Genomic DNA, 20695 nt, shown 5'->3' with positions numbered 1-20695 from the left:
GGGGAGACGGCATATGAATAATGAGTTGATGAACATCTTCGGCCAGCCGCAAGGGCCGCAGAGCTTCGACCAGATCCGCATCTCGATCGCCAGCCCGGAGCGCATCCGCTCCTGGTCGTTCGGCGAAATCAAGAAGCCCGAGACGATCAATTACCGGACCTTCAAGCCGGAGCGCGACGGCCTGTTCTGCGCCCGCATTTTCGGTCCGATCAAGGATTACGAGTGCTTGTGCGGTAAGTACAAGCGCATGAAATATCGCGGCATCATCTGCGAAAAGTGCGGCGTGGAAGTGACCCTGTCGAAGGTCCGCCGCGAGCGCATGGGCCATATCGAACTGGCCTCGCCCGTTGCCCATATCTGGTTCCTGAAGTCGCTGCCCTCCCGTATCGGCCTGTTGCTGGACAACACGCTGAAGGATCTGGAGCGCGTCCTTTATTTCGAAAACTATGTCGTCATTGAGCCGGGCCTGACCGACCTGAAGCAGGGTCAGTTGCTGTCCGAAGATGATCTGGTCGACAAGCAGGACAAGTTCGGCGAAGACGCCTTCACCGCCAAGATCGGTGCCGAGGCCCTGAAGGACATGCTGTCCTCGCTCGACCTGATCACCGAGAAGGCCAATTGCCGCGACGATCTGCGCGAAACCGCCTCGGAAGCCAAGCGCAAGAAGCTGGTCAAGCGTCTGAAGATGCTGGAAAGCTTCCTGGGCGAGCCGGTCGAGGTGGAGAATGGTCCCGCCTATGAGGCCTTCGAAGGCTACAAGGAGCGGATCGAGCGCGCCGACGGCACCACACTTTATAAGACCTATCCGAACGCCACGCGTCCGGAATGGATGATTCTGGATGTCGTGCCGGTCATCCCGCCGGAACTGCGCCCGCTGGTGCCGCTGGATGGTGGCCGTTTCGCCACGTCGGATCTGAATGATCTCTATCGCCGCGTCATCAACCGCAACAACCGTCTGAAGCGGCTGATCGAGTTGAAGGCGCCGGACATCATTGTCCGTAACGAAAAGCGTATGCTGCAGGAGGCCGTCGACGCGTTGTTCGACAATGGCCGCCGCGGCCGCGTCATCACCGGTGCCAACAAGCGTCCGCTGAAGTCCATCAGCGACATGCTGAAGGGCAAGCAGGGTCGCTTCCGTCAGAACCTGCTGGGTAAGCGCGTCGATTATTCCGGTCGTTCGGTTATCGTGGTGGGCCCGGAGCTGAAGCTGCACCAGTGCGGCCTGCCGAAGAAGATGGCGCTTGAGCTGTTCAAGCCCTTCATCTACGCCAAGCTGGAGCTGTACGGTCTGGCCAGCACCATCAAGGCCGCCAAGCGGATGGTGGAAAAGGAACGTCCCGAGGTGTGGGACATCCTGGAAGAGGTCATCCGCGAGCATCCGGTGATGCTGAACCGCGCGCCGACCCTGCACCGTCTGGGCATCCAGGCCTTTGAGCCGACCCTGATCGAAGGCAAGGCGATCCAGCTGCATCCGCTGGTCTGCACGGCGTTCAACGCCGACTTCGACGGTGACCAGATGGCCGTGCACGTGCCGCTGAGCCTTGAGGCTCAGCTGGAAGCGCGCGTCCTGATGATGTCCACCAACAACATCCTGTCGCCCGCGTCGGGCCGTCCCATCATTGTGCCGTCGCAGGATATCATCCTGGGTCTGTACTACATCACGATGGAACTGCCGGGTGCCAAGGGCGAAGGCATGGCCTTCGGTTCCATCGGCGAGATTGAGCACGCGCTGGCGGCCAAGGTCGTCACCCTGCATTCCAAGGTGCAGTCGCGCTATCACACGGTGGATGCCGAGGGTAAGCCGATCACCGTCCGCGTCACGGCCACGCCTGGCCGTATGCTGCTGTCGGAAATCCTGCCGCGCCATCCGGCCATCAAGTTCGAGCTGATCAACCGCCTTCTGACCAAGAAGGAAATCGGCAACATCATCGACGTCGTCTACCGCCATTGCGGTCAGAAAGAGACGGTGATTTTCGCCGATCGGCTGATGCGCCTGGGCTTCACCAACGCGTTCAAGGCCGGCATCTCCTTCGGTAAGGATGACATGGTCATCCCGGCGGAGAAGGGGATTCTGATCAAGGAAGCCCAGGATCGCGTGAAGGAGTTCGAGCAGCAGTATCTGGACGGTCTGATCACCCAGGGCGAAAAATACAACAAGGTGGTCGACGTCTGGTCGGAAACGACCGAAAAGGTCGCCGGCGCCATGATGAAGGTGATCGAGCAGCCGCGTCCCGGCTTCGGCGTGAACTCGGTCTATATGATGGCCCATTCCGGTGCCCGTGGTTCGCCCGCCCAGATCAAGCAGCTGGCCGGTATGCGCGGTCTGATGGCCAAGCCTTCGGGCGAAATCATCGAGACGCCGATCATCTCCAACTTCAAGGAAGGTCTGTCGGTTCTGGAGTACTTCAACTCCACCCACGGTGCCCGTAAGGGTCTGGCCGACACCGCCTTGAAGACGGCGAATTCCGGTTACCTGACCCGCCGTCTGGTGGACGTGGCGCAGGACGCCATTATCACCGAGACGGATTGCGGTACGAAGAACGGCCTGACCGTGAAGGCAGTGATCGATGGCGGCGACGTCATTGTGCCGCTGTCCGAGCGTATCCTGGGCCGCACGGCGACCTTCGACGTGGTTCATCCGCTGAGTGGCGATGTGATCGTTCCGGCCAGCGAGCTGATCACTGAGCGGGAAATCGAACTGATCGATCGCGCCGGCATCGACACGGTGCATATCCGCTCCGTGCTGACCTGCGAAACCGAGGACGGCGTGTGCGCCCACTGCTATGGCCGCGATCTGGCACGCGGCACGCGGGTGAACATGGGTGAGGCTGTCGGCGTCATCGCCGCGCAGTCGATCGGTGAGCCGGGCACCCAGCTGACGATGCGTACCTTCCACATCGGTGGTGCGGCGCAGCGCGGTGCCGAGCAGAGCTTCATCGAAGCGACGCTCGACGCCAAGGTGATCGTCCGCAACCGCAACCTCGTGCTGAACAGCGAGGGTGTGCCGGTGGTGATGGGCCGTAACTGCGAACTGGCATTGCTGGATGAGCAGGGCCGTGAGCGCGCCAAGCACCGCGTGCCCTACGGTGCCAAGCTGCACAAGGCGCTGGCGGCGGACGGTTCTTCCGTCCAGCGCGGCGACCGTCTGGCGGAATGGGATCCGTATACGCTGCCGATTCTGACCGAACGCGAAGGTACGGTCACGTATGTCGATCTGGTGGAAGGCGTCTCTGTCCGCGAGGTGATGGACGAAGCGACGGGTATTTCCAGCAAGGTCGTGGTCGATTGGCGTCAGCAGCCGCGCGGTGCCGACCTGCGTCCGCGCGTCACGCTGCGCGATGAGACCGGCAACGTGATCACGCTGCCGAATGGCACCGAAGCCCGTTACTTCATGAGCGTCGATGCCATCCTGTCGGTGGAGAATGGCGCGAAGGTCCGGGCCGGTGACGTGCTGGCCCGTATCCCGCGTGAAAGCTCCAAGACGCGTGACATCACCGGCGGTCTGCCGCGCGTGGCCGAGCTGTTTGAAGCCCGTCGTCCGAAGGACTTCGCCATCATCGCGGAGATCGACGGCCGGGTGGAATTCGGCAAGGACTACAAGACTAAGCGCCGCATCGTCGTGAAGAGCGACGAGACGGGGGAAGAGCGCGAGTACCTGATCCCGAAGGGCAAGCATATCGCCGTTCAGGAGGGCGATTATGTCCAGAAGGGCGACAGCCTGATGGACGGTAGCCCGGTGCCGCACGACATCTTGTCGGTCATGGGCGTGGAAGCGCTGGCCAATTACCTGATCAATGAGATCCAGGACGTCTATCGTCTGCAGGGCGTGAAGATCAACGATAAGCATATCGAGGTGATCGTCCGCCAGATGCTGCAGAAGATTGAGGTCACGGATCCCGGCGATACCACGCTGCTGATCGGCGATCAGGTCGACCGCTTCGAGTACGAGGCGGAAAACCGCGCCGTGCAGAAGCGGATGGATGAAGGTGAACTGGACCTGCGTTCTGCCACGGGCAAGCCGGTTCTCCAGGGCATCACCAAGGCCAGCTTGCAGACCCGTTCCTTCATCTCCGCCGCGTCGTTCCAGGAAACCACTCGCGTCCTGACGGAAGCGGCCGTCCAGGGCAAGAGTGACAACCTGGAAGGCCTGAAGGAGAACGTGATCGTCGGTCGCCTGATCCCGGCCGGTACCGGTTCGGTGGTGAACCGCCTGAAGGCCATCGCTGCGGAGCGCGACCGTGCGCTCCAGGCGCTGGAAGATGGTGGCGATGCCCCGGCCCTGCCGCCGGAAGCAGCCGAGTAAGGATCGCTTCTATCATGCTGGAAAGGGCCGCCTCACAAAGGCGGCCCTTTTCTTTTTGGCGCGGGGTGTTCCGGCTTGGCAGGAATGCCGCTGCCGACTACATAAGCCCGGTCACGGGAAGAGGGAGCAACGGCGATGGCTTCGGTCTGGTCAGGTCGGTTGGGGTTGCTGTTTGCGGCATTGGCGGGGGCCGGCGCTGCCAGCGTGGTCAGCAGTGGCCTGCGTGCCCTGCCGGGTGTTGCTGCCGTGGCAGCAGATCATCCGAACCTGCTGATTTTCGCCCCACTGCCAGTGGGGGCGCTGGTGGCCATCGGGCATATTTTCTGGCTGCGCGGGCTGTTGGCCCGACGCCCCGTTCAGCGCAATACGCTTCCGTCGGCAGCGCCCCGCCAATCCGCTGTCGCCCCTGCCGGCAGCCTGCGGGCCCAGGTGGAGGCAGCCAAGGCGGTGGAGGGGGAAGCTCCCCCCCGCTGGGTGCCGGAAGAACGCAACTGACGGTCAATACGATGAACCGCACCCAACTTACCAACGCGCTGGACCGGATGGACCGGCTTTATCCCAATGTGTTGCGCCCGGATTACCGGGATGAGGTGCTGGGGCTGGGAGCCTCATTTCCGCCCCTGGTGCGCACGGCCAAGAAGCTGTCCGATCTGCTGCACCGGCTGCGCGGCGTGAAGCTGGACGCGCTGACGGATGCTCAAGTGGAGGATATCCGGCATCTGCATGACGCTTTGCGTGTCGGCGGCCAGAAGCTGCTGGCCGCCAGGGACTGGCCCTATGACAGCTGATTAAAGCGCGAAATTCATCGCCACCGAAATGCGGATGCCGTCGCCATGATAGGGGGCGACGCTGTGCAGCAGCCAGGATGGAAAGATCACGATCAGCCCCGTCTCCGGCCATACCCGCTCGGCCAGACCGGCGGACAGGAAGCCCGGCGCATCCACCTTCACCGTGGGGGCGTACATGATGGGCAGGGCGCCGCGCGGGTCGCTCAGTTCCAAACAGCCGCCCAAAGACTGGCCGCCATTGATTCCGCCGTCATCGACATAGACCACCGCTGACCAGACGGCACCGGGATGATAATGCGGCATGTTGCCATCGCCGCGTCGGTTGATATTGGCCCAGGCATTGATGCGCCAGGGCAAGGGGCGCTTTTCCAGCTTGCCACCTTCTACAATGGTGGTCAGGCGGTTGATCATCTGGGTGACGCCATCCACTAGGGCTGCACCAGCGGTCCCTGTCCAGGCGATGAAATCATCGTGGGATTGCCAGCCGCCATCATTGCTGTGCTGGATGCCGCCGGGTTCCGTTACCTCCCGTGCCAGGATGATCTCCCGCAGGCTGGCGAGCATCGGGGAACCCCTGCCTAGATTGGCAGTCACGAGGGGCGTGGCGAAAAGCGGCTGGATCTGCACGGGGGGCGGGCTCCGACGGAAAGTTCCGCCATCATAATCCGCGTTTGCCCGTGCAGGCAAACGGGCTTAACCGCCGAACATCACCCGGTACATCAGCCGACCGGGCAACAGGGTGAGGCCACCGGTGATCAGCAGGCCGAGAATATAAAGCAGGATCATGCTGCGCTTATGCTGGGCGATGCGCCCCTGGCGTGCCGCCCTGATCGCCTTGACCAGCGTGTATAATACAAAAATCGACAGCAGATGAATGGGGCTGAAGGGCCCGATCACACGCAGCTCGTGAATGGCAAAGGAAGAGAGGGCCACCAGGCCCATGCCGGCAACCCAAATGTAGCCAAGGCCGCGATGCTGTGCTGTGCCCTTGGGCATGGCGAACTGAAACGCCCCCAGCACAATTGCCAGAGCGGCCAGGACTGCATGTGCTTGAATAATTGGTGTGGCAGCGCTGAATGCCGCCCAACCCCCATTCCCCATGGTACCCCCTGTGACATTCGTTCGGGCCAGCTTTGCGACAGGCCATTATCTCCAGGGGGTAGCAGGAAACGGATCGATAGGAAAGGCTCAGCCGACCCGGCTGCCCCAGAGGTCGTACTCGTCAGATTCCTCGATCTTGACGCGCACCATGTCACCCGGCTTCAGATCGGTCTCGCCATTCAGGAAGACATTGCCGTCGATCTCCGGCGCATCAGACCAGGAACGGCCGATGGCCCCATCTTCGTCCACCTCGTCGATCAGCACATCCATTTCGCGGCCAACCTTGGCGGCGAAACGTGCAGCGCTGATTTCCTGCTGGTGGGCCATCAGGCGGTTCCAGCGTTCCTCCTGCACCTCCGGCGGCACCGCACCGGGGATTTCGTTGGCGGGCGCGCCCTCCACCGGCTCATATTTGAAGCAGCCCAGCCGGTCGATCTGGGCTTCGGTCAGCCAGTCCAGCAGATACTGGAAATCCTGCTCCGTCTCGCCGGGGAATCCCACGATGAAGGTGGAGCGCAGCGTCAGGTCCGGGCAGCCCTGGCGCCACATCTTGATCCGATCCAGCACTTTGTCGGTATTCGCCGGCCGCTTCATGGCCTTCAGCACATTTGGGGCGGCGTGCTGGAAGGGGATGTCCAGATAGGGCAGCACTTTGCCGTCCGCCATCAACCCGATCACCTCATCCACATGCGGATAGGGATAGACATAGTGCAGGCGAATCCAGGCGTCGAGATCGCCCAGCTCGCGCGCCAGATCAATGAACTTGGCGCGGACCTGGCGGCCCTTCCACTTGCTCTCGGCATAGCGGGTATCCATGCCATAGGCGGACGTATCCTGGCTGACCACCAGGATTTCCTTCACCCCGGCCTTCACCAGCGCTTCAGCCTCCGCCAACACCATGTTGGCGGGACGGGAGACCAGATCACCCCGGATGGAAGGGATGATGCAGAAGGTGCAGCGATTGTTGCAGCCCTCGGAAATCTTCAAGTACGCGTAATGGCGCGGCGTCAGGCGCAGACCCTGCGGCGGCACCACATCCAGGTAAGGATCGTGGCGGGGCGGCACCACATCATGCACCGCATTCACCACCTGCTCATATTGGTGCGGGCCGGTGACGGCCAGCACATTGGGGTGGCTCCGCCGGATCAGGCTTTCTTCCTTGCCCAGGCAGCCGGTGACGATGACCTTGCCATTCTCCTTGATAGCCTCCCCGATGGCCTCCAGGCTCTCTGCCTTGGCAGAGTCCAGAAAGCCGCAGGTATTGACCAGCACCACATCCGCCCCGTCATAGGAGCCGGAAATCTCGTACCCTTCCGAGCGCAGCTTGGTCAGGATGCGTTCACTGTCCACCAGCGCCTTGGGGCAGCCGAGCGAGACGATGCCCACCTTGGGGGCGGCGGGAAGGGAGATGGCGGGCTTGGTCATGGGGGTAGGTCCTTCGCGGGAAGGCGCCTATATAAGGCCAGACAGGCCGTACCGCCAGCCCATGCGCCGCATGACGGGCCGGCGGTGGCAGCAAATGGCGCATGGGCCGGGCGGGACAGCGGCGTTGGCATGGTATAGAATGCCTGACGTTACCGGCCCTGCGGGGAGGCTCCCATGGTTCAGACAGCGCGGTGCGACGGTGGACGGATGAGCGTCGAGGAATTCCCGGTCTGGGATTCCGGCGATGATCTTCGTTATGAGCTGGTGGATGGGGTGCCGGTGGCACAATCGTCCGCGTCGTCCATTCATGCCGGGATTGTCGTCAAGATCAGCGCGTCGCTGCACAGGCCGGAAATTCGCATCCATCGCCGGGATGGTGACCGCTGGGTGATCGAAACCGCCCGCGGGTCGGAGGGGGTGCTGGCGCTGCCGAGTCTGGGACTGGAAATACTGTTGGCAGAGCTCTATGCCGATATTCTGCCCGATGACGCCCCTTTGGATGCCACGGTGGACGCCTGAGCGGCGTTCATCGCGGTCTGGCGGCCTTCCACCCAGCCCTGCGGACTCCGGAGGGGGCCGTTGCGCGCTGAACGTGGCGGAAATCCAAGGGTCGTGCTTGACGGTCCCGTGACTCATCCATATAGTCCCGCAACCTATTTCGGGGGGGAAGGCAAGGTGTACCCATTGGGTGCCCGGGCATATCCCCCAGACCTGGCTTGATCCCTGTGCTGAGGGGCTGGCTGGCGCTAACCGGAACAGTCGATAGCCGCAACCGAGTCCTTGTTCGGACGGCGTATGGAAACAACCCCGCGCGGAGCCGTCGGTTTCGCAAGCGGGTATTTTTCGTCCGTCGTCACGAGTGCCGAATCAGGGAATTGCGCGTGGCCTGGATTGGAATTCGATTCCCCGGTGACGGGGACGACAGCAAGAGCGAAGGGCTTTCATGCCGACGATCAGTCAGTTGATCCGCAAGCCGCGGGCTCCGTTGGTGGCCAGGGACAAGGTGCCGGCCCTGCAGGAGTGCCCGCAGAAGCGTGGCGTCTGCACCCGTGTTTACACCACCACCCCGAAGAAGCCGAACTCGGCACTCCGTAAGGTCGCCCGCGTGCGTCTTACGAACGGCTACGAGGTCATCAGCTATATCCCCGGTGAAGGTCACAACCTCCAGGAGCACTCGGTCGTCATGATCCGCGGTGGTCGTGTGAAGGATCTTCCCGGTGTGCGTTATCACATCATCCGCGGCACGCTCGATACTCAGGGCGTTAAGGACCGTAAGCAGCGTCGTTCCAAGTACGGCGCGAAGCGGCCCAAGTAAGGAGATCGAGTTATGTCCCGTCGTCGTAAAGCCGATAAGCGCGAAGTTCTGCCCGACGCCAAGTTTGGCGACATCGTGCTGACCAAGTTCATGAACTGCCTGATGTATGATGGCAAGAAGTCGGTGGCCGAGTCCATCGTCTATGGTGCCCTCGATCGTATCGAGCAGAAGGCCAAGCAGGATCCCCTGCAGCTGTTCCATGACGCCCTGAACAACGTCCGTCCGTACCTGGAAGTGCGTTCCCGCCGCGTTGGTGGTGCGACCTATCAGGTTCCGGTGGAAGTCCGTACCGACCGTGCGCAGGCCCTGGCGATCCGCTGGATCATCGGTGCTGCCCGCAACCGTTCGGAAAACACCATGACCGAGCGCCTGTCCGGTGAACTGCTCGACGCTGCCCAGCAGCGCGGCACCGCCGTGAAGAAGCGCGAAGACACCCACCGTATGGCAGAGGCCAACAAGGCCTTCTCGCACTACCGTTGGTAATGACGAGAGCCTGAAGGCGGATATTCCCGAATGCCCCGTTCCCACCCCATCGAACGTTATCGGAATATTGGTATTGCCGCGCATGTTGATGCCGGCAAGACCACGACGACCGAGCGCGTTCTCTTCTATACGGGGCGGTCCTATCGCATTGGTGAGGTCGATAACGGCACCGCCACGATGGACTGGATGGAGCAGGAGCGGGAGCGGGGGATCACCATCACCTCAGCGGCCACGACCTGTTTCTGGAAGGATCACCGCGTCAACATCATCGACACACCGGGCCATGTCGACTTCATGATCGAGGTCGAGCGCAGCTTTCGTGTTCTTGATGGCGTGGTGGCCCTTTTCGATGCCGTGGCCGGTGTGGAGCCACAATCGGAAACCGTGTGGCGGCAGGCGGACAAGTACCGCGTGCCGCGCATCTGCTTCATCAACAAGATGGACAGGGCGGGCGCCGATTTCCACGGCACGGTCAGCATGATCCGGGAGCGTCTTGGCGCGAACGTGGTTGTGCTGCAACTGCCGCTGGGGGTGGAGCAGGGCTTTACTGGTGTCATCGACCTCATCGCCTTCAAGGCGGTGGTCTGGGATGATGACATGCTGGGGGCCCGGTTCCGCACCGTGGATGTTCCGGCCGATCTGCTGGAAGAGGCCAAGGCGCATCGCGCCCGCCTTGTCGAGCAGGCGGTGGAGATGGATGAAGCGGCGACCGACGCCTATCTCTCGGGGCAGGAACCCGATGAGGCCGGGCTGCGGGCGTTGATCCGCAAGGGCACGGTGGCGCAGCGGCTGGTGCCGGTGCTGTGTGGTTCTGCGTTCAAGAACAAGGGTGTTCAGCCGATGCTGGATGCCGTGGTGGATTATCTGCCCTCGCCGGTGGATGTCGCCGCTGTTCAGGGCGTGGGGCTGGACGGGGCCCTTGTCAGTCGTGCTGCCACCGATGCGGCGCCGTTCGCGGCGCTGGCCTTCAAGGTGATGGACGATCTGGTTGCCGGTACCTTGACCTTTGCCCGCATCTATTCCGGCAGCTTGCGCCAGGGGGCCGTCATGGCGAACCCCGGCAAACAGTCGGAAGAGAGCATCGGCCGCATGTTGCTGATGCACGCCAACAGCCGGGAAGAGATCGAAGAGGCCCATGCTGGCGACATTGTCGCCTTTGCGTCGCTGGAAGCGACGAGCACAGGCGATACGCTCTGCGATCCTGCCCATCCGATCCTGCTGGAACGGATGGAATTTCCCGAGCCTGTGATCGAAGTGGTGGTGGAGCCGCGCACCGATGCGGACCATGACCGGATGGCGGTGGCATTAGGTCGGCTGGCGGCGGAGGATCCGTCATTCCGCGTCGGTCGTGATGCGGAAAGCGGTCAGGTGGCGTTGCGCGGCATGGGTGAACTCCATCTGGAGATCATCGTTGACCGTCTGCGCCGCGACTTCAAGGTGGATGCTTCTGTCGGCAAGCCCAAGGTGGCCTACCGGGAGGCGCTGACCCAGCGGGCCGAGGCGGATGTCACCCATAAGCGCCAGCTGGGTGCGACGGGACAGTTCGCCCGGTTGAAGCTGGTGGTGGAACCGACCCCGAAGGGGAGCGGCTTTGCGCTGGTGAATAAGGTGCCGGCTGAACAGTTGCCGAAGGAGTTCCTGCCCGGTATCCGGGCGGGTCTGGAGGCGGCCTTGTCGGGTGGCGCGGTGGCCGGTTACCCCGTCATGGATGTGCGGGTGGAACTGGTGGAAGCCGGTTGCCACGATGTTGACAGCTCGCTGCCGGCATTCGAGGCGGCGGCGCGGATGGCGATGCGCGAAGCCTTCGCCAGGGCGCGGCCGGTGTTGCTGGAACCGGTGATGAAGGTCGAGGTAACGACCCCGGAGGAATATCTGGGCGACATTATCGGTGACCTGAACAGCCGCCGGGGCCAGATTGCCGGAATCGATCAGCGGGGCAATGCCCATGTGATCGGGGCGGCAGTGCCGCTGGCGACGATGTTTGGTTATGTGAACACGCTGCGGTCCGTCAGCCAGGGGCGTGCCCAGTATACGATGCAGTTTGACCGTTACGAGCAGGCGCCCCAGGCGATTGCCGATGGAATCCGCGCCAAGGTGGCTTGAAGCCAACCGGCCGTAAACCGATTGAATAGAGGACGAGAAAATGGCGAAGGCAAAGTTTGAGCGGACGAAGCCGCACTGCAACATCGGCACGATCGGCCACGTTGACCACGGCAAGACGTCGCTGACCGCGGCGATCACTAAGGTTCTGGCCGAGAAGGGCGGCGCGACCTTCACCGCCTATGACCAGATCGACAAGGCCCCGGAAGAGAAGGCTCGTGGTATCACGATCTCGACCGCACACGTTGAGTATGAGACGGACAACCGTCACTATGCGCACGTGGACTGCCCGGGCCACGCCGACTATGTGAAGAACATGATCACCGGTGCCGCCCAGATGGACGGCGCGATCCTGGTTTGCTCTGCCGCTGACGGCCCGATGCCGCAGACGCGCGAGCACATCCTGCTGGCCCGTCAGGTCGGCGTGCCGGCGCTGGTGGTGTTCCTGAACAAGATGGATCTGGCCGATCCGGATCTGGTTGAGCTGGTCGAGCTGGAACTGCGCGAGCTGCTGTCTTCCTATGGCTTCCCCGGCGACGATATTCCGATCGTTCCCGGCTCTGCCGTTTGCGCCCTGAACGACACGCAGCCGGAAATCGGCCGCGAAGCTGTTCTGAAGCTGATGGCCGAGGTTGACCGTTACATCCCGCAGCCGGAGCGTCCGGTTGACCTGCCGTTCCTGATGCCGATCGAAGACGTGTTCTCGATCTCGGGCCGTGGCACCGTGGTGACCGGTCGCGTTGAGAAGGGTATCGTCAAGGTCGGTGAAGAAGTTGAAATCGTCGGTCTGAAGGACACGGTGAAGACGACGGTGACCGGCGTTGAAATGTTCCGCAAGCTGCTGGACCAGGGCCAGGCTGGCGATAACATTGGTGCGCTGCTGCGCGGCACGAAGCGTGAAGACGTTGAGCGCGGTCAGGTTCTGGCCAAGCCGGGTTCGATCAAGCCGCACACGGACTTCGAAGCCGAGACCTATATCCTGACCAAGGAAGAAGGCGGCCGTCACACCCCGTTCTTCGCCAATTACCGTCCGCAGTTCTACTTCCGTACCACGGACGTGACGGGTTCGGTGACCCTGCCGGAAGGCACGGAAATGGTGATGCCGGGCGACAATATCCGCTTCGCCGTGAAGCTGATCGCCCCGATCGCCATGGACGAAGGCCTGCGCTTCGCCATCCGTGAAGGCGGCCGCACCGTCGGCGCTGGCGTTGTGTCGAAGATCGTCAAGTAATACTGCGTCCCGATGGGCCCGTCCCATCGGGACTTAGTACGGCGGCGTTGGCGACCGATCTTCCGCTCTCAGCTGTGATGGCTGGGGCGAAAGGTCGGTCGCATGACGACGCATTACAGCAATGTGAAGGAGCCGGCCCGAAAGTGCTTGGGGCCGGCTCCTTCTTTGGGTATAAACCCTGCTCTTTTTGGGGTCTAGGACATGGACAATCAGAATATCCGGATCCGCCTGAAGGCGTTTGATCATCGCGTGCTCGACCAAAGCACCAGCGAGATCGTCAACACCGCAAAGCGGACCGGTGCGCGCGTCCGCGGTCCGATTCCGCTGCCCACGCAGCTGGAAAAGTTCACGGTCAACCGCAGCCCGCACATCGACAAGAAGTCGCGGGAGCAGTTCGAAATCCGCACCCACAAGCGCCTGCTCGACATCGTCGATCCGACGCCGCAGACCGTGGATGCGCTGATGAAGCTCGATCTCGCCGCCGGCGTCGACGTCGAAATCAAGCTGTAAGAGTTAAGTACCTGGTTTTGTGCGTACGGGACCTCTCCCGATCCTGAGGATGTCCCGAGTGAGGAGAAAACAGATGCGATCCGGATTGATCGCGCAGAAGGTCGGCATGACCCGCGTCTTCACCGATGAAGGCGAAAGCGTGCCGGTGACTGTGCTGAAGCTGGACCAGGTCCAGGTCGTCGCCCACAAGACGGAAGAGAAGGATGGCTACACCGCCCTCCAGCTCGGTGCCGTCAAGGCCAAGGTGAAGAACGTCGCCAAGGCCCAGCGTGAGGTGTTCGCCCGGGCCAAGGTCGAGCCGAAGAAGAAGCTCGTGGAATTCCGCGTCGAGCCCGCCAACCTGATCGAGGTTGGTGCTGAGCTGACCGCGGATCATTTCGTTGCCGGCCAGTTCGTCGACGTGCAGGGCACGACCCTCGGTAAGGGTTTTGCCGGCGGTATGAAGCGCTGGAATTTCGGTGGTCTGCGCGCGACCCACGGTGTGTCCGTGTCGCACCGCTCCATCGGTTCCACCGGTGGTCGCCAGGATCCCGGTAAGACCTTCAAGAACAAGAAGATGCCCGGTCAACTCGGTTCCGAGACCGTGACTGTGCAGAATCTGAAGGTCGTGTCGGTTGATGCCGAACGCGGTCTGATCCTGGTCAAGGGCGCCGTCCCGGGCCATGAGGGCGCTTTCGTCCTGGTCAAGGATGCCGTCAAGAAGAAGCTGCCCGAGGGCGTGCCGTTCCCCGGCGCTTTCCGTGCCCCGGCGGCCGAAGCTCCTGCGGCGCAGGAGGGCTGATAAATGAAGACGTCCGTTAAGAACCTGAAGAACGAGACCGTTGGCGAGATCGAGCTGTCGGAAGACGTGTTCGGCCTGCCTTCTCGTCAGGACATCCTGGCGCGCATGGTGCTGTGGCAGCTCGCCAAGCGCCGCGCCGGTACGCACAAGACCAAGGGCATTTCCGACATTTCCGGCACCACGAAGAAGCCGTGGCGTCAGAAGGGCACCGGCCGTGCTCGTCAGGGCTCGCTGCGCTCGCCGCAGTTCCGTGGCGGTGCGCGCATTTTCGGGCCGGTCGTTCGTTCCCACGAACATGACATGACCAAGAAGGTCCGCAAGCTGGCGCTGAAGACCGCTCTGTCGGTCAAGGCTGCCGAAGGCAAGCTGGTCGTTCTGGAGAGCGCTGTCACCGAAACGCACAAGACCAAGGTGCTGTTCGGCCAGTTGCAGGCCCTGGGCCTGACCTCTGCTCTGATCATCGACGGTGCGAACCTGAACGAGCAGTTCACCCGCGCCGCTCGCAACATCCCGCACATCGATGTGCTGCCGGAGCAGGGCGCCAACGTGTACGACATTCTGCGCAAGGACGTTCTCGTCCTGACGCGTAATGCCGTCGAGCAGCTGGAGGCTCGCCTGAAATGAGCACTGCCAAGAAGACGATTGTCTCGGCCGAGCGCATGTACGATCTGATCGTCGCGCCCGTGATCACCGAGAAGGCCACCATGGGCTCCGAGCATAACCAGGTCACCTTTAAGGTGCGTCTGGATGCGAAGAAGCCGGAAATCAAGGCCGCGGTCGAAGGCCTGTTCAAGGTGAAGGTCACGGCGGTTAACACCGTTGTGGTCAAGGGGAAGACCAAGCGCTTCCGTGGGACGATCGGTCGCCGGTCGGACTACAAGAAGGCCGTGGTCACCCTCGCCGAGGGCAGCACGATCGACGTGACCACCGGGGTGTGAGGACAGAGCGATGGCACTGAAGACTTTCCGTCCCATTACGCCGAGCCTCCGCCAGCTGGTTATGGTGGATCGCTCCGAGCTGTACAAGGGCAAGCCCGTCAAGATGCTGACCGAGGGTCTTTCCTCCTCGGGCGGCCGTAACAACACGGGTCGTATCACTGCCCGCCGTATCGGCGGCGGTCACAAGCGCACCTACCGTATCGTCGACTTCAAGCGTCGCAAGTTCGACATGCCGGCGACGGTTGAGCGTCTGGAATACGATCCCAACCGTACCGGCTTCATCGCTCTGGTGAAGTACGAGGACGGCACGCTCTCCTATATTCTGGCGCCGCAGCGCCTGAAGGCCGGCGATGTGATCATCGCTGGTGAAAAGGTGGACGTGAAGCCCGGCAACGCCATGCCGCTGAAGAACATCCCCGTTGGCACGATCGTGCACAATGTGGAGTTGAAGGCGGGCAAGGGCGGTCAGCTGGCGCGTTCCGCTGGCACCTACCTGCAGCTGGTCGGTCGCGACCAGGGCTATGCTCAGCTGAAGCTGCCCTCGGGCGAGCTGCGCATGGTCCGCGGCGAGTGCATGGCCACGATCGGCGCCGTCTCCAACCCCGATCAGTCCAACATTGTGATCGCCAAGGCCGGTCGTAATCGTTGGCTGGGCAAGCGTCCGTCAGTTCGTGGTGTTGCCATGAACCCGATCGACCACCCGCATGGTGGTGGTGAAGGCCGCAGCTCCGGTGGTCGTCATCCGGTCACCCCGTGGGGCAAGCCGACTAAGGGCAAGAAGACGCGTCAGAACAAGGCCACGGATAAGCTCATTATCCGTCGTCGCGCTAAGTAAGGAGTGCTGCCGTGACTCGTTCCGTTTGGAAGGGGCCGTTCGTAGACGGCTACCTGTTGAAGAAGGCAGACAAGGCGCGTGCGTCCGGCCGCAACGAGATCATCAAGATCTGGTCGCGTCGTTCCACCATTCTGCCGCATTTCGTTGGTCTGACCTTTGGCGTCTACAACGGCCAGAAGTTCCTGCCGGTGCTGGTGACTGAGAACATGATCGGTCACAAGTTCGGTGAATTCTCGCCGACCCGGACGTTCTATGGCCACGCGGCCGACAAGAAGGCGAAGAGGAAGTAATCATGGGCAAGCCTGCTGCAGAGCGGCGCCTCAGCGAGACTGAGGCCTCGGCGTTCGGCGGAATGATCCGCACGAGCCCGCAGAAGCTGAACCTGGTTGCACAGCTGATCCGTGGAAAGTCCGCTGGTGAAGCCGTCGCCCTTCTTACATTCTCCAAGCGCCGCATCGCCGGTGAGGTGAAGAAGGTTCTCCAGTCCGCTATCGCGAACGCCGAGAATAACCACCAGCTGGATGTTGATCGTCTTTTCGTCTCGCACGCTTCCGTGGGCAAGGCCCTGGTTATGAAGCGTTTCCATGCCCGCGCTCGCGGTCGTGGGGCTCGCGTCGAAAAGCTGTTCAGCAACCTGACCGTGATCGTTCGTGAGCGCGTCGAGGAGAAGGCCGGGGAGGCCGCTGAGTAATGGGTCAGAAAGTCAATCCGATCGGCCTTCGCGTCGGTATCAACCGCACCTGGGACAGCCGCTGGTTCGCTGATCGCGACTATGCCAAGCTGCTGCACCAGGATCTGCGTCTGCGCAAGTACCTGCAGGCTCGCCTGCAGGCCGCTGGTGTCAGCCGCGTGGTGATCGAGCGTCCGGCTAAGAAGGCCCGCGTGACCATCCACACCGCCCGTCCGGGCGTGGTGATCGGCAAGAAGGGCGCAGACATCGAAAAGCTGCGCTCCGAACTGTCGAAGATGGCCGGTTCCGAGGTGAATCTGAACATCGTCGAGATCCGCAAGCCGGAACTGGACGCGCGTCTGATCGCCGAGAACATCGCCAGCCAGCTGGAACGCCGTGTGGCTTTCCGTCGCGCTATGAAGCGCGCCGTGCAGTCCGCCATGCGTCTGGGTGCCCAGGGTATTCGTATCAACTGCTCCGGCCGTCTGGGCGGGGCTGAGATTGCGCGTATCGAATGGTACCGTGAAGGCCGCGTGCCGCTGCACACGCTGCGCGCTGACATCGATTATGGTGTTGGTACCGCGATGACCACCTACGGCACCTGCGGTGTCAAGGTTTGGGTGTTCAAGGGCGAAGTCCTGGCTCACGATCCGATGGCGCAGGACAAGCGCGCCGCGGATCAGACCTCGGCCCGCTGAGACGTCCGGATACTGGCAGGGATATAGAGAAGGCTACATGCCATGCTGAGTCCGAAGCGTACTAAGTACCGCAAGGCGCACAAGGGCCGTATTCACGGCGCGTCCAAGGGCGGCACCACGCTGAATTTCGGCGCTTTCGGCTTGAAAGCTGTCGAGCCGGCGCGTATTACGGCACGTCAGATTGAATCTGCGCGTCGCGCCATCACCCGTCACCTGCGCCGTCAGGGCCGCGTGTGGATCCGGATATTCCCGGATCTGCCCGTTTCGTCCAAGCCGGCCGAAGTGCGAATGGGTTCCGGTAAGGGTTCGCCCGAATTCTGGGCGGCCCGCGTTGCGCCGGGGCGTATCATGTTTGAACTCGACGGTGTGCCGGCGGATCTCGCCAAGCGCGCCTTCGAACTGGCCGCTGCAAAGCTGCCGATCAAGGTGCGTATGGTCACCCGTATGGGTGAAGGGGGTGAGGCATGACGAAGGCTACCGACCTTCGGGCCAAGAGCGCGGACGAGCTGAACGATCAGCTCCTCTCGCTCAAGAAGGAACAGTTCAACCTGCGTTTCCAGAAGGCCTCTGGCCAGCTGGAGAACACGGCGCGGGTTCGTGAGGTGCGTCGCGATATCGCCCGCATCAAGACCATTCTCGGCCAGCAGACCTCGTCTGCTGCCGCCGCGTCCTAAGGGAGGGGTTACAAGATGCCCCGTCGCGTCCTGCAGGGTACCGTGGTGTCCGACAAGGCTGACAAGACCGTCACTGTACTGGTCGAGCGCCGCGTTATGCACCCCGTGTATAAGAAGTTCATCAAGCAGTCCAAGAAGTACGCCGCTCACGACGAGTCGAACAGCGTCAAGATCGGGGACACTGTCCAGATCGAAGAATGCCGTCCGATTTCCAAGTCCAAGCGGTGGACCGTGCTGGCGACCCCGGTCGCCGACAACGGCTGATTGAACCCGGCGGCTTCGGCCGCCGGTCTTCATTGGCCAAAACAGCTGAATACATAAGGAAGATATTCCATGATTCAGATGCAAACCAACCTGGAGGTCGCCGACAATAGCGGCGCGCGCCGGGTGCAGTGCATCAAGGTGTTGGGCGGCGCAGGTCGTCGCTTCGCCGCCATCGGCGATGTTATCGTCGTGTCGGTGAAGGAAGCGATTCCGCGCGGCCGCGTGAAGAAGGGTGATGTGCATCGCGCCGTCATCGTTCGCACCGCCAAGGAACTGCGTCGTGAAGACGGTTCCGTCATCCGCTTCGACCGCAATGCTGCCGTGCTGATCAACAAGCAGGGTGAGCCGATCGGTACCCGTATCTTCGGGCCGGTCACTCGTGAGCTGCGCGGTAAGAAGTTCATGAAGATCATTTCGCTGGCGCCGGAGGTGCTCTGATGGCTGCGAAGATCCGCAAGAATGACCGTGTCGTTGTCATCGCTGGCAAGGACAAGGGCAAGACGGGCGAAGTCATCGAAGTGCTGCCGACCGAAGGTCGCGTCAAGGTGCGCGGTGTCAACCTGGTGAAGAAGCACCAGCGTCAGACCCCGATGCAGCAGGGCGGCATCGTCGAGATCGAAGCTGCGCTGGACGTGTCCAACGTTGCGCACATCGACCCGAAGACCAACAAGCCGACCCGCGTTGGCTTCCGGACCCTGGAGGACGGCCGCAAGGTCCGCTTCGCCAAGGCTTCCGGTGAAGTGATCGACCAGTGAGGCGCACAATGGCTGCCCGTCTGAAGGAACAGTACGATACGGTCATCCGGGCCAAGTTGAAGGCGGAGTTTAACTACGCCAACGACATGCAGATTCCGAGCCTGGAAAAGATCGTCATCAACATGGGTGTCGGCGAAGCCGCCGGCGACAGCAAGAAGGTGAACGCCGCCGCCGCTGAGCTGGCTGCGATCACCGGTCAGAAGCCCGTGATCACCAAGGCCCGCAAGTCCATCGCGCAGTTCAAGCTGCGTGAAGGTATGCCGATCGGTTGCAAGGTGACCCTGCGCCGTGACCGCATGTACGAGTTCCTGGACCGTCTGGTCACCATCGCGCTGCCCCGCGTCCGCGACTTTCGCGGTATCCCGGCGACCAGCTTCGATGGCCGGGGGAACTACGCCATGGGTCTGAAGGAACAGATCATTTTCCCGGAAATCGATTACGACAAGATCGATGAAATCCGGGGCATGGACATCATCTTCGTGACGACGGCTGAGACCGACAAGGAAGCCAAGGCTCTCCTCAAGGCTTTCCAGATGCCGTTCATCGGGGAGGCGGGGAATCATGGCTAAGAAGAGCTCTGTCGAGAAGAACAAGCGTCGCACCGAGCTGGCGGCGAAGCACCGCGAAAAGCGCGCCGCCCTCAAGGCGACCGCCCGCAACCGTGATCTGCCCGATGACGAGCGTTTCGCGGCCGTGCTGAAGCTGGCGCAGTTGCCCCGTAATGGCAGCCGCACCCGCATCCGGAATCGTTGCGAACTGACGGGGCGTCCGCGCGCCTTCTATCGCAAGTTCCGTCTCTGCCGCGTCGCCCTGCGTGATCTTGCCAGCAATGGCCAGATCCCGGGCATGACCAAGTCCAGCTGGTAAGGAGGGTCGGGTAATGAACCTGAGCGATCCCCTGGGCGATATGCTGACTCGTATTCGTAACGGTCAGAAAGCCCGCATGTCGGTCGTTAGCAGCCCGGCCTCCAAGCTCCGCACCAATGTGCTGGAAGTTTTGAAGCGCGAAGGCTACATCCGCGGTTATTCCGTTGAGGATGTGAAGCCCGGTGTGAGCAATCTTCGCATCGAGCTGAAGTATCACGAAGGTGAACCGGTTATTAAGGAAGTGCATCGCGTTTCCAAGCCGGGCCGCCGGATTTACTCCAAGATCGCCGATCTTCAGCGCGTGTATAACGGGCTGGGTATTGCGATCCTCTCGACGCCACGCGGCGTCATGTCTGACAACGAGGCCCGCGCCGCCAATGTTGGCGGTGAAGTCCTCTGCAAGGTGTTCTAAGGAGCACGGCCATGTCGCGTATCGGAAAGCATCCGGTGCCGGTTCCGGCCGGGGTAACCGTTCAGGTCACCGGTCAGACTGTCACCGCCAAGGGTAAGCTGGGTCAGCTCAGCCTCCTCCTTATCGACGAGATCGAAGCGAAGCTGGAGGATGGCAAGCTTGTCGTCGCTCCGCGCAACGAAACGGTTCGCGCTCGTCAGAATTGGGCCACCGCCCGCACCAACCTTGCCAATCTGGTGACCGGTGTGGAGAAGGGCTTCACCAAGAATCTCGAAATCACCGGCGTCGGCTACAAGGCCGCCGTTGCTGGTTCGGAGCTGGTGTTGAACCTGGGCTTCAGCCACGACATCCGTTACCCGATTCCCGCGGGTATCACGATGAAGTGCGAGAAGCCCACCTCCATCTCGATCTCTGGTGCTGACAAGCAGCAGGTGGGTCAGATCGCTGCGGAGATCCGTTCTTATCGTCCGCCTGAGCCCTACAAGGGCAAGGGTGTGAAGTATGAGAACGAGATCATCGTCCGCAAAGAAGGCAAGAAGAAGTAA

Annotated in this window: 28 protein-coding genes; 25 read left to right on the top strand and 3 right to left on the bottom strand. The window is 62.0% G+C overall.

The genetic code is table 11. From position 1 onward, the window contains the following. The first annotated feature begins 13 nt into the window (after positions 1–13). The 3 genes from rpoC (at position 14) to GE253_RS01470 (ending at position 5091) form a co-directional block, all read left to right on the top strand. The gene (gene rpoC / locus GE253_RS01480) at positions 14–4303 is read left to right on the top strand and encodes a DNA-directed RNA polymerase subunit beta' (RefSeq protein WP_153202355.1); all 4290 of its coding nucleotides are present in this window, start codon (positions 14–16) and stop codon (positions 4301–4303) included. 135 nt (positions 4304–4438) lie between these two features. Further along, on the top strand, positions 4439–4798 hold the full coding sequence (locus GE253_RS01475) for a hypothetical protein (protein WP_153202354.1): 360 nt from the start codon (positions 4439–4441) through the stop codon (positions 4796–4798). Between the two features lie 11 nt (positions 4799–4809). After that, positions 4810–5091 carry a hypothetical protein gene (locus GE253_RS01470; protein ID WP_153202353.1) on the top strand — a complete coding sequence of 94 codons (282 nt, stop codon included), beginning with the start codon at positions 4810–4812 and terminating at the stop codon, positions 5089–5091. On the opposite strand, the gene GE253_RS01465 is transcribed toward GE253_RS01470, so the two are convergent. The 3 genes from GE253_RS01465 to rimO form a co-directional block, all read right to left on the bottom strand. Continuing rightward, the gene (locus GE253_RS01465; RefSeq protein WP_173012437.1) at positions 5092–5718 is read right to left on the bottom strand and encodes a TIGR02466 family protein; all 627 of its coding nucleotides are present in this window, start codon (positions 5716–5718) and stop codon (positions 5092–5094) included. 66 nt (positions 5719–5784) lie between these two features. Next, on the bottom strand, positions 5785–6192 hold the full coding sequence (locus tag GE253_RS01460; protein WP_153202351.1) for a DUF2306 domain-containing protein: 408 nt from the start codon (positions 6190–6192) through the stop codon (positions 5785–5787). An 87-nt stretch (positions 6193–6279) separates the two neighbouring features. Continuing rightward, on the bottom strand, positions 6280–7617 hold the full coding sequence (gene rimO, locus GE253_RS01455) for a 30S ribosomal protein S12 methylthiotransferase RimO (RefSeq protein WP_153202350.1): 1338 nt from the start codon (positions 7615–7617) through the stop codon (positions 6280–6282). 174 nt (positions 7618–7791) lie between these two features. Here rimO and GE253_RS01450 point away from each other — a divergent pair, with 174 nt between their 5' ends. The 22 genes from GE253_RS01450 (at position 7792) to rplF (ending at position 20695) form a co-directional block, all read left to right on the top strand. Then, positions 7792–8136, top strand: coding sequence for a hypothetical protein (locus GE253_RS01450; protein WP_153202349.1), 345 nt, complete (start codon positions 7792–7794; stop codon positions 8134–8136). A gap of 424 nt (positions 8137–8560) precedes the next feature. After that, a complete protein-coding gene (rpsL, locus tag GE253_RS01445) occupies positions 8561–8932 on the top strand; it encodes a 30S ribosomal protein S12 (RefSeq protein WP_029013599.1) in 372 nt (123 codons plus the stop codon). A 12-nt stretch (positions 8933–8944) separates the two neighbouring features. After that, a complete protein-coding gene (rpsG, locus tag GE253_RS01440; RefSeq protein WP_089287562.1) occupies positions 8945–9415 on the top strand; it encodes a 30S ribosomal protein S7 in 471 nt (156 codons plus the stop codon). Positions 9416–9445: 30 nt separating this feature from the next. Beyond that, entirely contained in the window at positions 9446–11518 is a 2073-nt protein-coding gene (fusA, locus tag GE253_RS01435) for an elongation factor G (protein WP_153202348.1), read from the top strand. Positions 11519–11558: 40 nt separating this feature from the next. Continuing rightward, on the top strand, positions 11559–12746 hold the full coding sequence (gene tuf, locus GE253_RS01430; RefSeq protein ID WP_153202347.1) for an elongation factor Tu: 1188 nt from the start codon (positions 11559–11561) through the stop codon (positions 12744–12746). Between the two features lie 201 nt (positions 12747–12947). Further along, a complete protein-coding gene (rpsJ, locus tag GE253_RS01425) occupies positions 12948–13256 on the top strand; it encodes a 30S ribosomal protein S10 (RefSeq protein WP_029013602.1) in 309 nt (102 codons plus the stop codon). A gap of 73 nt (positions 13257–13329) precedes the next feature. Then, the gene (gene rplC, locus GE253_RS01420; RefSeq protein WP_153202346.1) at positions 13330–14037 is read left to right on the top strand and encodes a 50S ribosomal protein L3; all 708 of its coding nucleotides are present in this window, start codon (positions 13330–13332) and stop codon (positions 14035–14037) included. 3 nt (positions 14038–14040) lie between these two features. After that, positions 14041–14661, top strand: coding sequence for a 50S ribosomal protein L4 (gene rplD, locus GE253_RS01415; RefSeq protein WP_153202345.1), 621 nt, complete (start codon positions 14041–14043; stop codon positions 14659–14661). After that, positions 14658–14975 (top strand): 50S ribosomal protein L23, encoded by a 318-nt coding sequence (locus GE253_RS01410; RefSeq protein WP_089287557.1) that lies wholly within the window; start codon positions 14658–14660, stop codon positions 14973–14975. The genes rplD and GE253_RS01410 overlap by 4 nt, the downstream gene beginning before the upstream one ends. Positions 14976–14985: 10 nt before the next feature. Beyond that, on the top strand, positions 14986–15810 hold the full coding sequence (gene rplB, locus GE253_RS01405; protein ID WP_153202344.1) for a 50S ribosomal protein L2: 825 nt from the start codon (positions 14986–14988) through the stop codon (positions 15808–15810). Between the two features lie 11 nt (positions 15811–15821). After that, positions 15822–16100: a 30S ribosomal protein S19 gene (gene rpsS / locus GE253_RS01400; protein WP_029013607.1), complete on the top strand. Its 279-nt coding sequence runs from the start codon at positions 15822–15824 to the stop codon at positions 16098–16100. A gap of 2 nt (positions 16101–16102) precedes the next feature. Further along, the gene (gene rplV, locus GE253_RS01395) at positions 16103–16501 is read left to right on the top strand and encodes a 50S ribosomal protein L22 (protein WP_089287555.1); all 399 of its coding nucleotides are present in this window, start codon (positions 16103–16105) and stop codon (positions 16499–16501) included. Continuing rightward, positions 16501–17178 carry a 30S ribosomal protein S3 gene (gene rpsC / locus GE253_RS01390; protein ID WP_153202343.1) on the top strand — a complete coding sequence of 226 codons (678 nt, stop codon included), beginning with the start codon at positions 16501–16503 and terminating at the stop codon, positions 17176–17178. The genes rplV and rpsC overlap by 1 nt, the downstream gene beginning before the upstream one ends. A 42-nt stretch (positions 17179–17220) precedes the next feature. After that, positions 17221–17646 carry a 50S ribosomal protein L16 gene (rplP, locus tag GE253_RS01385; RefSeq protein ID WP_153202342.1) on the top strand — a complete coding sequence of 142 codons (426 nt, stop codon included), beginning with the start codon at positions 17221–17223 and terminating at the stop codon, positions 17644–17646. Next, on the top strand, positions 17643–17852 hold the full coding sequence (rpmC, locus tag GE253_RS01380; RefSeq protein WP_153202341.1) for a 50S ribosomal protein L29: 210 nt from the start codon (positions 17643–17645) through the stop codon (positions 17850–17852). The genes rplP and rpmC overlap by 4 nt, the downstream gene beginning before the upstream one ends. Before the next feature lie 15 nt (positions 17853–17867). Then, positions 17868–18116, top strand: coding sequence for a 30S ribosomal protein S17 (gene rpsQ / locus GE253_RS01375; RefSeq protein ID WP_089287551.1), 249 nt, complete (start codon positions 17868–17870; stop codon positions 18114–18116). Positions 18117–18185: 69 nt separating this feature from the next. Further along, positions 18186–18554 (top strand): 50S ribosomal protein L14, encoded by a 369-nt coding sequence (gene rplN / locus GE253_RS01370; protein WP_029013613.1) that lies wholly within the window; start codon positions 18186–18188, stop codon positions 18552–18554. Then, positions 18551–18871 carry a 50S ribosomal protein L24 gene (gene rplX, locus GE253_RS01365; RefSeq protein WP_211098329.1) on the top strand — a complete coding sequence of 107 codons (321 nt, stop codon included), beginning with the start codon at positions 18551–18553 and terminating at the stop codon, positions 18869–18871. The genes rplN and rplX overlap by 4 nt, the downstream gene beginning before the upstream one ends. A gap of 8 nt (positions 18872–18879) precedes the next feature. Next, positions 18880–19440, top strand: coding sequence for a 50S ribosomal protein L5 (gene rplE, locus GE253_RS01360; RefSeq protein ID WP_089287549.1), 561 nt, complete (start codon positions 18880–18882; stop codon positions 19438–19440). Then, positions 19433–19738 (top strand): 30S ribosomal protein S14, encoded by a 306-nt coding sequence (gene rpsN, locus GE253_RS01355; RefSeq protein WP_089287548.1) that lies wholly within the window; start codon positions 19433–19435, stop codon positions 19736–19738. The genes rplE and rpsN overlap by 8 nt, the downstream gene beginning before the upstream one ends. A 13-nt stretch (positions 19739–19751) precedes the next feature. Next, on the top strand, positions 19752–20150 hold the full coding sequence (rpsH, locus tag GE253_RS01350; protein WP_089287547.1) for a 30S ribosomal protein S8: 399 nt from the start codon (positions 19752–19754) through the stop codon (positions 20148–20150). 11 nt (positions 20151–20161) lie between these two features. Continuing rightward, the gene (rplF, locus tag GE253_RS01345) at positions 20162–20695 is read left to right on the top strand and encodes a 50S ribosomal protein L6 (protein ID WP_153202340.1); all 534 of its coding nucleotides are present in this window, start codon (positions 20162–20164) and stop codon (positions 20693–20695) included.

This window comes from Niveispirillum sp. SYP-B3756, assembly GCF_009495745.1.
GTDB lineage: Bacteria > Pseudomonadota > Alphaproteobacteria > Azospirillales > Azospirillaceae > Niveispirillum.
The sequence above is the reverse complement of the archived record's forward strand: the minus strand, read 5'-3'. Positions and strand labels throughout refer to the sequence as shown.